The organism is bacterium (assembly GCA_016702305.1).
GTDB lineage: Bacteria > Electryoneota > RPQS01 > RPQS01 > RPQS01 > JABWCQ01.
Genome location: JADJEH010000009.1, coordinates 34,707 through 47,833, shown reverse-complemented (window position 1 = coordinate 47,833; position 13,127 = coordinate 34,707). Strand labels below are relative to the sequence as shown.

Sequence of the window (13,127 nt, the reverse complement as noted above, 5' to 3'; positions counted from 1 at the left end):
TCTTGAATAATTAAGCCCATCGAAGACATTCGATGGGCTTTTTTCTGTTCCAATCATGTTCTCCGTCATAGAATCCACATTCAAGAAACCGCTTAAACAGTTGAGTGACGGCCCATCGAAGGCCTACTCCACGCCTCCCTTAGGGCTGGAGAAGGTGTTGTTGCGGCGCGTCTTGGACATGGGGCTGCCCTCGATGGCGAGCTTCCTCCTCCTCAGCTTGTATGATGCGGTGAACATTTTCTGGCTGGCGAAGATCGGAGCCGCTCCGGTGGCCGCGGTGACCGTGTTCGGAGCGTTCTCGTGGGTCCTGACGTTTCCCAACAATATCGTCGGGTCAGGCAGTGTGGCCCTGATCAGTCGGCGGTTCGGACAAGGGGGAGGCAGCCCGACGGCCGAGGCCATCCGCGCAACGTTTTTCCTGAAGTTCTTTTTCGGGACGGGTTTAGGGCTTATCGGGGTGGCGATCCTGCCGTGGGCTCTAACGCTATATGGGACCGAACCTGACGTGGCGAAACTGGCCTATCATTACGGGATTCTGAACAGCCTCTGTTTCGGTTTCACCATGGTCAGCTTTTCGGTCTACACGGCGTTTAGAGGCATCGGGCGACCGCAGGCCGGGATGTGGGTGTCGGTCATCGGCGTGGCGCTGAACCTGATTCTCGATCCGCTACTCATATTTGGTATCGGTCCGTTCCCGCGGCTGGGGATTGTCGGAGCCTCGATTGCCAACTCGGTCGGTTTCATCACGGTGTCGGTGGTCGGTGCGTGGCTGCTTTCGCGCAAGGAATCGCCGGTGGTGGTTTCGTGGAGCCTCAAGAAACTGCCGCGCAACGAGATGAAACAGGTATTGAAGATCGGATTCCCGAGCGGATTCAGCGCGCTGAGTTTCGCGCTCATGAACTCGGCGGTGGTCGGGCTGTTCGCGCATTTCGGAACGCTGGTCGTGGCGCTGTTCGGCATGGCGCAGCGCGTCTTACGCTTCGGGCACATGGTCAATGTCGGACTAGGGCTGGGGACCGGTGCACTGGTGGGACAATATCTGGGCGCCCGGGAGAAAGAAAATGCGTGGCATACGTCACGAATTGCCATCAGACTTTCGGCGATCTGGGGCGCCACGTTTGTCATCCTGATCTGGCTGTTCAGCAAACCGCTGGTCACGTGGTTCTTCCAGGAGCCTGCGGCCGTGGAGCAGGGCGTGTGGTACTTGCGCCTGCTCGTGCTGTCGCTGCCGTTCCGGGCCGGCCTGGAGATGATGAGTAACTCCTACAATGGCGCGGGCAAGAATCTTACCCCGATGATGTTCGGCATTGTAATGGACTGGCTGCTGATCGTGCTGTTCATGCTGCTGTTGGGTCGGTGGCTCCACTTCGGGCCGTATGGTATGCTGGTGGGCTATGCGCTGGGGCATGTCGCGGGGAGCGGGCTGTTCTTCCTTATTTACCGACGCGGGCATTGGCTGGTGGACGAACAGCTCTGATCTGTTAGTCCGGTTGATTGAAGGGATCGAGATAGTGGTGATTGGTCAGTTCAGGAGGCCGGGGGTGGTGAGTTGGGGAAAGTATGAAGTATGAAGTCTGACGTCAGAAGGCATGTTTTTTCATTTAGCGGGCGAAGGCGGCGTGGGGTCGTGCTTCGCGGATCATAGATTATGTTGCCCATTATTCCGTCTGATAAAGTCGCGAGCGTGCTGACGCTGCCGCCTGAGGTGGCGGGCGTCAGAGATGTTTCGCGCGAACAAAGCCGCGCTATCAACAGGGAGGTCGTCGCCTACGGCATTCCTTCGATGGGCGGATTCATGGTCGCGTCGTTCAATGAGATGGTCAGCCTGTTCTGGCTGGCGAAAGTGGGCACGGAGCCCGTCGCCGCCGTGACCGTGCTGATGACTATCTACTGGACGATGATGACCTTCAACATCATTACTGGCGTTGGATCGAACGCCGTGATCGCCCGGCGATTTGGCGAAGGCGCGATGGAACAGTCGGGGATCGCCATCCGTTCGGCGTTCATGATGAAGATCATTATGGGCACGCTGATCGGCTTCGCGACGTGGCTGTTGATGCCGGTGATTCTGCCGCTCATGGCCGTGGAACCGGCTGTGGAACAGTTGGCGTATGACTACGGACACTGGATGTTCCCGTTCGCGGGCATCGTGGGCAGCTCGTATTCGGTCTACTCGGCGTTCCGCTGCATCGGCATGCCGCGCATGGCGTGGTGGATGCAATTGCTGGGCGCGGGAACGAACATGATCCTCGACCCGCTGCTGATCTTCGGTATCGGCCCGTTCCCGGAACTGGGGATCGTCGGCGCGGCCATCGGCGCGTGCACTTCGTACCTGCTGGTGACCATGATCGGCATGTATGTGCTGGCCACGGACAAATCCCCGATTCGTGTCCATTGGTTTGCGCGTCCGTGGCCGAGCCGCGACGAGTTCATGATGATCTGGAACATCGGATGGCCGGTGGGCATCAACATCTTGAGCTTTTCGCTGGCGATGACATTCGGCGTGCGATTGGTGACAAGCTACGGCACGGACGTGGTGGCGATCTTTGGCGCGGCGCAGAAGGTTCTGCATTTCGGTGTGATGACGATGGTCGGGTTCACGCTGGGAACATCAGCGCTGGTGGCGCAGTTTCTTGGTGCGAAGGACCTGGTGAAGTCGTGGATTGCCGGCGTGCATTCGATTCGCGTGGCGGGCTACGTGATGCTCGGGTACGGAGCGCTGGTGTTCATCTTCGCGGAGCCGATTGTGGCAGCCTTCTTCGGCATCGAAAGCGGCGGCGAATTGGGCGCTTCGCTGTTGCGGATCATGGCCATATCCATTCCGTTCGTTGGAATTCACATTGGTGCAGAGACGGTCTTTGAGGGCGCGGGCCACAACCGTCCGATGATGCTGCTCAGTATCGCCCATGCCTGGCTGTTAATGGTGCCGTTCATGTACACGTTTGGAATTCTGCTCGATTGGGGTCCGGTGGGCATGATCTGGGGGGCGACGATTGCGCATTCGCTGGGCGGCCTGATTGCAGTCTGGCTGTTCTACAAGGGGTCGTGGCTGCGCAAAGTGGTGTAAGTGTTGGGGTGAGCGGCGGCCGGCGGGGGCCGCCGCTTGCATGTTAGCGTGCACCTTTGTATCCTGTAAAACTATGTCTCATGGAAACAGATTCATGACCGTGCTGGCGTTGCTGGCGGTATTGCTGCTGGTGTTGGCGTTTGGCATCCGCCAGTCCATCAAGGCCCTGAGCCCCATACCGGAGAAGCTCGGGGTGTTCTATGGGCAGCTCAAACCGTGTCCAGAGTTTCCCAATTGCGTTTCGTCGCAAGCGACACGGCCCGAAAACAAGATAGATCCGATTCTGTTCACCGGCGTGGACCGGCAGGTAGCCTACGGGCTGCTGAAAGAGGCGATCTCGGAAATGCCGCGGGCGATCGTGCTGGTGAGCCGCGTGGATTACATGCACGTCGAGTTTCATTCGAAGCTGTGGGGATTTCGCGACGACGTGGAATTCGCGCTGGATGAATCGCGCGGCCAGATGGAGGTGCGCTCGGCGTCGCGGTTGGGCAAGGGGGACCTCGGGGTGAACCGGCAACGCGTCGAAGACATTCGCAAACGATTTGATACGAAACTTACCGCATTGCTACAAGGGCAAAAAGGATCTTAGATGAAGGTAATTCTGTTGACGCTGGTGCTGGCGTCGTGGGCAATGGCCCAGACGGGCACGACGATGGTCGTGAAGATCAGCGGTGTGGCCGCCGATCAAGGACAATTGATCGTTTCGATCTGGCCGAACGAACAGGCGTGGAACGATAAGAAGCCGCTCAACCGTGACGCGGTTCCGCTCGTCAATGGCGGCGGCGAATGGCGCGGCGAGAATCTCGCGGCGGGAACGTATGCCGTGACGGTCTACCACGACAAGAATTCCAACAAGAAGATGGATCGTCATTGGTACGGCCCGCCCAAGGAAAAGGGCGCGGCATCGAATGGCGCGAAGGCGCAGACGTTTGGTCCGCCGAAATGGGATGACATGAAGTTTGAATTGTCGGGGGCGGAGCAGGTCGTTGAGGTTAAGTTTGAGTAATTAACGAGCGCAGCCGCTAAACCGATGCGCTGACGCAGGGGTTTGGTGGCGGCTGATCTCGTTTAGAAGTTTACCCCCCTTGGTTTCCCCCGGAGGACGGGGCGAAATCAGAAAGAGCGAATGGGATTTTATCGCGAGAAGATCCTGCCGCGATTCCTGCATCGGGGGCTCGCCGCAGAACGGCACGAGCGCTATCGAGCGCAGGCCGTGGCGGCGGCGCGCGGCCGGGTGCTGGAACTTGGGTTTGGGTCGGGATTGAATTTGAAGCATCTGCCTGCGGACGTGACGCACGTCACGGGCATTGAGCCGAATCCGGGGATGCGCAAGATCGCCGTGAAGTTAGCGCATGAGTACGCCTTCCCGGTGACGCTGCTTGACATGGATGCGCAGCAGTTAGGCTTTGACGACGGGGAGTTTGACACGGTGCTCTCGACATGGACGATGTGCAGTATTCCCGATCTGCCGCGCGCACTGGCCGAAGCCAAGCGGGTGCTGAGACGCGACGGAGATTTGCTGTTTATCGAGCATGGACTGGCCTCGGATCGCGGCGTGCAGAAGTGGCAACGGCGCCTGACGCCCGTTTCGAAAATGCTGTTCGACGGCTGTCATACGGACCGGATGATCAGCGACTTCGTGCGGGATGCGGGGTTTGAGCTGGTGCAATTGGAAAATTTCTACGCCGTGGGCATGCCGAAAAGCGGCGGGTACATGTATATGGGACGGGCGCGCAAGAGCTAACCTATGTTAAAGACTGTTGAACTGGCCAAATCCTATGTACTGGGCGCGGCGGCGGTGCCGGTGCTGCACCATGTGAATCTTGCGATTGAGCAGGGTGAACAATTGGCCGTGGTGGGGCCGAGCGGAGTGGGGAAGAGCACGCTGCTGCATCTGCTGGGCGCGCTCGATCGGGCGACGGCGGGTGAGGTGGTGCTGGACGGCGCGGAGTACTCGAAGCTCTCGAGTGATGAGCTGGCGCGCCTGCGCAGCCGCAAAGTCGGATTTGTGTTTCAATCGCATCATCTGCTGCCGGAATTTACCGCGCTGGAAAATGTGTTGATGCCGGCGCAATTGGCGGGCAATGCGAGCGGGATGGCCGAGACGCGCGCGCAGGCGCTGTTGGAGCGGGTGGGTCTGGCGCACCGCCTGCATCATCGGCCCGGTGAATTGTCGGGCGGCGAGTGCCAACGAGTGGCCGTGGCGCGAGCTTTGGTGAATGCACCGGCGCTGGTGATTGCCGATGAGCCGACGGGGAATCTTGACGGAGAAGCTGCCCGGGCGGTGCAGGAGCTGCTGTTGTCGCTGGCGCGCGAGCAGAATTCAACGCTGATCATTGCGACCCATAATCTCGAGTTGGCGCGGGCGATGCAGCGTACGCTGCGGGTGCATGATGGGACCGTTGTGTAGGTTTAGTCGGTTATGAGATCATGACACAGGGCCGGTGGGGGTAGAGGCCGCCGCGAGATGGGGATCCTCAAGCCGTTGATTCGGCTTGACTTTCAGCAATAAAAGTTATAGATTCTGCAAGGTCAGGAATGACCTTGTTTTGTGTTGATTGACTCTTAACGTTTTAATTTTTATAAACTAAAGTCCCCTAACGGAGGTGAACATGAAGCGTGGATGGATGATGATTCTTCTGGTCACGATCGCGACCGTGCTGATGCTCGGCTGCTCGTCGCCCATGAAGGAAGCTCAAAAGATGATGGAATCCGGTCAGTACGAGCAGTTGATTGCCAAGTTCGGCAGCAACCCGGAACTGGCCTCGATGGTGCAGCAGGCGAAGGACAAGATTGTCGAGAAGCTGTTTGCCGACGGTAAGTACAACGCAATCCTCGAAATGTATGGCGACCATCGGATGGCGAAGGATGCCAAGAACAAGTTGGCGGAAGCGCTGCTCGCGGAAGGCAAGCTGGATGAAGTGATTGCGAAGTATCCGGAATCGCCGGCCGCGCTGCAGGCGAAGCTCAAGCTGCAGCAGATGGCGAACGATTCGCTGGCCGCCGTAGCGGATTCGGCCCAGGGCAAGTTGACCGAGACTGAGAAGAAGGTCAAGGACACCCAGAAGCAGGTTGAGAAGGCCAAGGACAAGACCGCGGAGATGGCGGAAACGGCCGCGACGAGCGAATTCAAGCGGATCATGAACCTGAAGAATCCGGCCTTGAAGAAGAAGGCGCTGCAGGAGTTCGTCAACAAGGCGGAGTATAAGAACACCGCCGCCGCCAAGGATGCCGCCGCCGAACTGGCGAAGATGTAATCCACGGTCGGACGCAAACACACAATCAATACCTGGAGATAATGACTATGAACAAGAAGCTGCAGCACATTCTGCTGGCCCTCGGCCTGTCGGTCGTGGTGGCGTTTTCCGTCGGTTGCTCGAGTGATGATGATGAAGAAGAACCGCAGGGCCCGACGTACTCCGAACGCATGGTCGGTCAGTGGTGGGCGATCAATGCCGGTACGCAGTTGGGTTCGGACAGCGTTAAGGTGACGTTCTATTCCGACGGTTCGTTCCACTATGCCGAATATTTCACGCTGCTCGATGCCTACACCACGTGGGAAGGCGATTACAGCGCGACCGAGGGCGGCGCGATTACGTTTGACGTGACGGAAATTGATAGCGCGGCGGCGGATACGGCGTTCACGTGGAGTTCTGAATTCCACGGCGCGAGCGACGACACGCTGCATATTGATCACAACTACGGCGACGGCGACGTGGAAGTGACGTATGTCAATGTGACACCGCCGGCGAACTAAGGTTTTGTAGTCACGAAACGGGGCAGGTGCAGAAATCCTTACAAGGATATGCCTGCCGCGAATCAGACAAGATACGAAAAAGGCGACTCCATGCGAGTCGCCTTTTTTATTATTACGTCATTGTCGTCTGGTTACTGCGCCGGTTGAGCCGGGAGGGGGCCGGCATCACCCAAGACGTATTTCTTGATCCAGGCGACATCCCAGGCCATTTTGGCCTGACGGAAGGTGTACTTGGACAGGCCGTGGCCCTGATCGGGGTAGACAACCAGTTCGGTCGGAATATGCAGGTATTCCTTGAGTGCGCGGTGCAGCATGCGAGCGTGCGCGGCGGGGACTCGCTCGTCATTTTCGCCGACGTGAATCAGCGTGGGCGTCGTGATCTTGTCCATGTTCCAGGCAGGCGAGGCTTCAAGATACTCGGCCTGTGCTTCCCACGGTTTGCCGCGCATGTAGTTGATGACGTGGCCCGGCGTGTCTTCAACACCCCATTGCGTAAGCATGTCCATGACTCCCGCGCCGGTCGAGGCGGCCTTGAAGCGCGTCGTGTGCGTGATAACCGCATTGGTCAGGAAACCGCCGTTGCTCCAGCCGCCGACCGCTAATTTGCCGGAATCGGCGATTCCTGCGGCGACGAGCGCATCCACTCCGGAGAGAATGTCCTGCACTTCGATGTCGTTCTCGTTGCCGATGAGGTCGGTCAAAAATTTGTCGCCGAAGCCGGTCGAGCCGCGATAGTTGGGACAGAAGCAGGCCCAGCCGAGCGACGGCCAAAGGATGCGGCCGTAGATCCAGAACTCGAAGCGATAGAGATCGGCCGCCGAGGGGCCGCCGTGCAGACTGACGAACGTGGGCAACGGGCCCGAGCCCTTCACGTAGTCGGCCGGCAGTTCCAGAATACCTTCGACCGGTGTGCCGTCCGGTGCGATCCACGTGAAAATCTCCGTTTGCGGGAGCTTCCAATCGGCGATCTGCGGATTGATGTCCGTCACTTTGGTGAAGTTTGTCCCAAGACCGGTACCGACGTAAATGTCACCGGGCGATTGCGGCGTGTCCCACTCGACTGCGAGCACTTTGCCGTCTCGCGAAAAGCTGTAGCTGTCTGTTACGACGTCGCCGGGCGTAAGCACCTTGTGTGGACCTTGCCCGATGCGTGTGACATATTCAAAACGCATTAGCCGCGCGCGCGCATGGTCCTCGTAGGGCACAATCAGCGCACTGCCCTGCCAGCTCGGCGCCGCGCCGGTCACGCAAATCTCATCGGGGCGCTTGAGCTTGGTGATCATCGTGTCGCGGCCCAGATGGGCGATGTAGATTTCCTCGGGATAGCCGTCCCACGTACAGCGGAAAGCCAATTGCGAAGAGTTGGCCGACCAGCACACGCCGTCGAGCCAGCCGTACGGTGAAGCCGCTTGCGCGCGCCACAGGTCGTCGTTCAGTGTCACGATTTCGCCTGAAGCGCGATTCAACAGCTGAACGTCCGTGAAGCCTTCGTTGTGAATCAGCAGATCAGTCTTGGCCGTGATCAAGGCCAGCGAACGCTCGTCAGGTGAGATGGAATAGGCCTCGATGTGGCGCGGCTCGCTGTAGACTTTGGTGCTGCGCCAACTGGTGAGATCGAGGCGATAGAGTTCGGTCTTCTTGAACTTGCCATGACCGTACTCCACGCCATCGTGTTCCTTGCGCATGTCCTTCCACTCGTCGGCTTCGTACTCGTCCGACGTGACGGTATAGTAGAGCGCGTTGGCGGCCGAATTGAGCTTATACGAGGTCACACCATTCTTGAGCTGCGTGACCGGTGTGGGTGCTCCGCCTGTGCGTGGCATACGCCAGACTTGCATCTTGCCGCTGTAGGGAGGCGGCGCGTCTTTGCCGCGCGAGTAGTTCGCGGTGAAATAGATCCACTGCGCATCGGCACTCCATTGCGGCGAGCCTTCGGTGGCTTCATCAAAGGTCAGCCGTTCGGCGTGTTTGGTGGCCACTTCGACCAGCCACAGGTCGTGGTTGCGCTCTTCCCGCGGCGATTCCCAGCGCATGTCGGTATAGGCCACCCAGCGGCCATCGGGGGAGATGGCGGACGAGGCGATGAAGGCCTGTGTGAAATAGTCGTCAGTCGTGATGTCGTGTGTCGGGCCGCAAAGTGCGATCGTGCAGAAAGCCAAAGAAACCAGACACAGGGCGCAAACGAAGCGCTTCATGGTAGACCTGTTATTTTGGGGTTGAATTGTATGAAAACGTCCACAATTTAGGGATTTGCGGGCGGAGTTGCAACGCGGCACCAGACCAGCGGGGGCGTGCGGAAGCGCGGTGAATTTGAAAAAGCGAGCGCCAGAGCTTTCCATGCGCCAGGGAAAATGCTTATATTCCATGTTCAATACCAATGAACACGGTGAGACACATGCCTACTATGATGCGCACACTATTACTCTTGTTGACGGCCACGGCGGCCTTGGCGACGCCGATTAAATTCTGGTGGACGGGCGACCGCTCGCAAGAGGGTCAGATGACCATGTTCAATCCGAGCGCGGAAGACGGCGACACGGGTATTCCGGTATACGCCGCCGATGTTGACGGCGACGGTCGGATGGATGCGATTCTCTCGGCGATTACGGGTGACGGACGCAACGGCGATCGCAGCTCGTGCGGCGAATTGCATGTGCTGTTTGGCGTGGACACGATTCGCGGTCAGGTGGATTTTCAGTTCTACGACGGCGTCTATCCGAATCTGTTCACACTGTGGGGCCGCGCGGCGAAGGACTATCTGGGAACGAAGCATAATGCGGCCGACCTCGACGGCGACGGCATTAAAGATCTGATTGTCGGCGCGGCGTGGAGTGATACACCGGGGCGTTTGAACGGCGGAGAAGTCTATATCGTCTGGGGCGGCCCGCATCTGCGCGGTACGTTTCGCGATGTCGCCTCGGCTCCGGATATGGCGGCGCTGCAAACCACTTTCATTAAGGGCGCGGAAGCGGATGACAAGCTCGGGATCTGGGTGACCAGCGGTGACGCGGACGGCGACGGACACGAAGACATTCTGATCGGAGCGCCGCGCGCAAACGGATTCGCAAACAACGCGGGTGCGGACCAGACGGGCGAGTGCTATCTGGTGTATGGACCCTTCGCGCGCAACGATACGATTGACCTGGCTAATCCGGGCGATCAACGCATGACGGTGATCTTTGGAATAGATCCGGGCGATCAGTTGGGCAACACGTGCGAGATGGGGTATCTCAACGGCGATGCGTATTGCGATCTCGTGCTTGGCGCGGGCGCGCAGGTCGTTGCGCGGTTAGGCGATACCGACGTGGACTATCCATTTGAAACCGGCGGCGCCGGTGACGGACCAAACAACGACCGCCCGGCGGCGGGTGAAGCCTATATTCTCTTCGGATCGGCCACTCTGCCCGACACGATCAATCTGGCGGCGGGAATGCCCGCGAATTCCGTTATCGTCTGGGGCGCGCACGGGATCGAGAACACGGGTGAAGTCGGCGGCGATTGCCTGGGCGAGGAGATTACCATCGCCGATATCAACAACGACGGATTGCAGGACGTGATGATCGGTGCGTTTCGCACGGACGGACGTTTCAACGATATCTTCTGGGCCGGTGGGAATTTTCTGTTCTATGGGCAATACGATTGGCCGGCGGAGGTGGATATTCGCGACGGCCTGCCGGATTCGGTGACAGCGATCTATGGCGGCGGAATTGACTGGCTGCTGGGTGATTCGACGCCGCTGGGTGACGTCAACGGCGACGGGTTCTTCGACATCATGTTCGGCTGCGTGCATGACGCGGGGCCGTATGGTATTTTCAAGGCGGGGACGGTGCGCATCGTGTGGGGCAAGGCGGAACTGCTGCCGCCGGTGATTGACTTCGCTGATCCCTCCGACACAATGTACGTGCAGGTGATTCAGGGAGCCGAGGTGTCCGATCTGCTGGCGTACTGGGCGACGACGGGCGACTTCAACAACGACGGCTATTGGGACGTGATTCCCAACGTGATGCATGGCGACGGTCCGAATAATGAACGCAACAACGCCGGGGATTTCTATATCATCAGCGGTGAGTGGCTGACCAATCATCCGGGGCAGCCGCGGTTCTTGACGACCGATCCCGATACAGACCGCGTGACCCTGCGCTGGCATGACAACGAGGAACGCGGGACGGACGCGCATATCATCTACCGGCGCGATTATCCGGCGGGCACATTCGATTCGGTCGGGTTCGCGCCCTATCCGAACCTGTCGTTCGTTGATTCAAATGTGACGTCGCTGGAGACGTATGAGTACCGCCTCGTGGCGATCAGTGCGCAGGGCTTCCGCTCGAACCCATCATACCCGGCGATTGCCTTGGTGGGCGCGACGGTCAATGGGGACGGTTTGCCGCTGATTGTCAACGGCTGTCACTGGGCCACGTACGGGCAGGAGTTGATTGATTTGTACGAAGACGAAGTGCTGTTAGGGCCGGGAGCACCATTCGAGTTTTGGGATTTGCTCTCGACGGCCAATTATCCGAACAACGCGACGCCGATCGGTTTCGGAATTGACAGCTTGGACGAAGAGCTGTTTGATCATCCGATTGTGCTGTGGATGATGAACGCCTTTGATCCTGACAATCCGGCGAATCATGACGGACACAAGTTCCGCGCGATGGGTCCGGCGTTGTCGCAGTATCTGCAAAGCGGCGGGCAGTTGGTGGTGGTTGGAAAAGAGCTGGGTGACTGGGTGGACGATCAGCTCGAAGCCGGATATTTTCACGCCGTGCATTGGGGATTTCAGGTGCAAGTGACCAACACGGCGGAGCTCACGCCGCTCTATCCCGGATTGGGCAATATCGGCAAGCGCGCGAGTGCCGCAAACATCGGTAATCTCGAACCGTTTTCGATTGACGACTCAGGCTGTCCGCTGCTGCTGTACACGTACAACAATTCGGACTATCAGTGGATGGGAGCGGCTTCACGAGCGGCGCTGCCGGATTGGTACAATGTGTGTTATGTGAGCACGCGGCCGTATCGCGCCGACCCGACTGAATTGCGCAACTTCATGGAGTTTCTGACCACGAAGCTGTTGGACCACTATCCGCCGGTGGAGAGCATTACGACGACCGCGCTTGTGCCGGGAACGATCGGGATTACGTGGACGCCATCCATCGCCGAGAACGAAACCAGCTACACGCTTCTGCGGCGGCCGGTGGGCGGCGGAGCGGTGGATACTGTGGCCGTTGTCGCCGCACCGACGACCGTCTATGAAGATGTGGTCGCGTCACCGTTGACAAGCTACCACTACTGGATCGTGAGTCAACATGCGGACGGGCGCGAGTCGCTGCCGTCCGATTCGGCGATTGGATTTTCACCACCGACGGTGGACCCAGGCACGATGCTGATTGTGAACGGCTGCGATTGGAATACGTATGGGCAGTCGGTGTATGATCTCTACAACCAGCACGTCCTGCAAGGCAATCGCTCGTTCCGCTTCTGGGATTTGTTTACGACGGGCACGCGGCCGCCGGGCTATGCGCCGGTGGGCACCGGGCTGAACGGTCTGGTGGACAACATCTGGCAGGCGGGGACGGTGATGTGGGTGTTCAACGGCTTCAACGGTGACGAAACGATCTTCCAGACGGTGCAGCCGTCGCTCGTGACGTATCTCGATTTAGGCGGCAAGCTCGTGCTGATTGGAAAGGAACTCAATCTCTATCTGTCGCCGGAGTTGCGGTCGCGGTTAGGCGTTGAGAGTTTCGGGTCGTCGGCGGATTGGGCCGAGACGGATTCGCTGTGGGGCGAGCATCCAAGTTTGGCGACAATTGCCAAGCAGCCTGCCGTGGCGATGTCGCTTGTGCCGCAATTTACGCCGCGCGCCGGTGCGGATGTCTATCCGCTGTATCGCTTGGCCGGTTCGCCAGATTCGTATTACGGGGTCATGAGCACGGAGACGGCGGGGACGGACTGGGATGCAATCTACCTATCATTGCGGCCCTATCGCGCGAACTTCACGACGCTCGCGGCTGCGATGGACACGCTGTTAACCGATTTCCTCGGGCAGACGCTGCGTGAACCGGTGTATGACGTCACCCTGCACTGTCCGACGGGGACGAACAACGCCGTGCTGCGGTGGCAGGCCCTGCCGGGCGTGGCGGGCTACCGGGTTGTGCGGCGCATCGGGCCGGGATTGCCCGCCCATGCTGGAACCGTGTTGACGACAACCAGCGCCACGACCTACACGGACACGACGGTTCTGCCCGCGACGACGCTGGTAACGTACACGATCTATCCGGTCTGGTAGGGGCGGGCCGAATGGCTTGA

Annotated in this window: 10 protein-coding genes; 9 read left to right on the top strand and 1 reads right to left on the bottom strand. The window is 59.0% G+C overall.

Annotated features, from left to right (window positions below; all coding sequences use genetic code 11):
- Positions 1-55 precede the first annotated feature (55 nt).
- The 8 genes from IPH10_09050 to IPH10_09015 all read left to right on the top strand — a co-directional run bounded on the left by IPH10_09050 (position 56) and on the right by IPH10_09015 (position 6,824).
- The gene (locus IPH10_09050; protein ID MBK6911056.1) at positions 56-1,477 is read left to right on the top strand and encodes an MATE family efflux transporter; all 1,422 of its coding nucleotides are present in this window, start codon (positions 56-58) and stop codon (positions 1,475-1,477) included.
- 171 nt (positions 1,478-1,648) lie between these two features.
- Positions 1,649-3,067 (top strand): MATE family efflux transporter, encoded by a 1,419-nt coding sequence (locus IPH10_09045; GenBank protein MBK6911055.1) that lies wholly within the window; start codon positions 1,649-1,651, stop codon positions 3,065-3,067.
- A gap of 94 nt (positions 3,068-3,161) precedes the next feature.
- Positions 3,162-3,656 (top strand): DUF1499 domain-containing protein, encoded by a 495-nt coding sequence (locus tag IPH10_09040; GenBank protein MBK6911054.1) that lies wholly within the window; start codon positions 3,162-3,164, stop codon positions 3,654-3,656.
- Positions 3,657-4,073 (top strand): DUF2141 domain-containing protein, encoded by a 417-nt coding sequence (locus IPH10_09035; protein ID MBK6911053.1) that lies wholly within the window; start codon positions 3,657-3,659, stop codon positions 4,071-4,073.
- Between the two features lie 120 nt (positions 4,074-4,193).
- Positions 4,194-4,811 carry a class I SAM-dependent methyltransferase gene (locus IPH10_09030; protein ID MBK6911052.1) on the top strand — a complete coding sequence of 206 codons (618 nt, stop codon included), beginning with the start codon at positions 4,194-4,196 and terminating at the stop codon, positions 4,809-4,811.
- 3 nt (positions 4,812-4,814) lie between these two features.
- A complete protein-coding gene (locus IPH10_09025; protein ID MBK6911051.1) occupies positions 4,815-5,477 on the top strand; it encodes an ABC transporter ATP-binding protein in 663 nt (220 codons plus the stop codon).
- Positions 5,478-5,679: 202 nt separating this feature from the next.
- Entirely contained in the window at positions 5,680-6,324 is a 645-nt protein-coding gene (locus IPH10_09020; GenBank protein MBK6911050.1) for a hypothetical protein, read from the top strand.
- Between the two features lie 47 nt (positions 6,325-6,371).
- Complete coding sequence (locus IPH10_09015) at positions 6,372-6,824, top strand: hypothetical protein (protein ID MBK6911049.1); 453 nt, start codon at positions 6,372-6,374, stop codon at positions 6,822-6,824.
- 131 nt (positions 6,825-6,955) lie between these two features.
- On the opposite strand, the gene IPH10_09010 is transcribed toward IPH10_09015, so the two are convergent.
- Entirely contained in the window at positions 6,956-9,019 is a 2,064-nt protein-coding gene (locus IPH10_09010) for a S9 family peptidase (protein MBK6911048.1), read from the bottom strand.
- Positions 9,020-9,231: 212 nt separating this feature from the next.
- Between IPH10_09010 and IPH10_09005 the strand changes: the two genes are divergently transcribed.
- On the top strand, positions 9,232-13,107 hold the full coding sequence (locus tag IPH10_09005) for a fibronectin type III domain-containing protein (GenBank protein ID MBK6911047.1): 3,876 nt from the start codon (positions 9,232-9,234) through the stop codon (positions 13,105-13,107).
- Positions 13,108-13,127: the final 20 nt, after the last annotated feature.

Bases quoted from the DNA above. Each gene is read 5' to 3' on its own strand.
- IPH10_09050 (MBK6911056.1), top strand. From the start codon at position 56: ATGTTCTCCGTCATAGAATCCACATTCAAGAAACCGCTTAAACAGTTG.
- IPH10_09045 (MBK6911055.1), top strand. From the start codon at position 1,649: ATGTTGCCCATTATTCCGTCTGATAAAGTCGCGAGCGTGCTGACGCTG.
- IPH10_09040 (MBK6911054.1), top strand. From the start codon at position 3,162: ATGACCGTGCTGGCGTTGCTGGCGGTATTGCTGCTGGTGTTGGCGTTT.
- IPH10_09035 (MBK6911053.1), top strand. From the start codon at position 3,657: ATGAAGGTAATTCTGTTGACGCTGGTGCTGGCGTCGTGGGCAATGGCC.
- IPH10_09030 (MBK6911052.1), top strand. From the start codon at position 4,194: ATGGGATTTTATCGCGAGAAGATCCTGCCGCGATTCCTGCATCGGGGG.
- IPH10_09025 (MBK6911051.1), top strand. From the start codon at position 4,815: ATGTTAAAGACTGTTGAACTGGCCAAATCCTATGTACTGGGCGCGGCG.
- IPH10_09020 (MBK6911050.1), top strand. From the start codon at position 5,680: ATGAAGCGTGGATGGATGATGATTCTTCTGGTCACGATCGCGACCGTG.
- IPH10_09015 (MBK6911049.1), top strand. From the start codon at position 6,372: ATGAACAAGAAGCTGCAGCACATTCTGCTGGCCCTCGGCCTGTCGGTC.
- IPH10_09010 (MBK6911048.1), bottom strand. From the start codon at position 9,019: ATGAAGCGCTTCGTTTGCGCCCTGTGTCTGGTTTCTTTGGCTTTCTGC.
- IPH10_09005 (MBK6911047.1), top strand. From the start codon at position 9,232: ATGCGCACACTATTACTCTTGTTGACGGCCACGGCGGCCTTGGCGACG.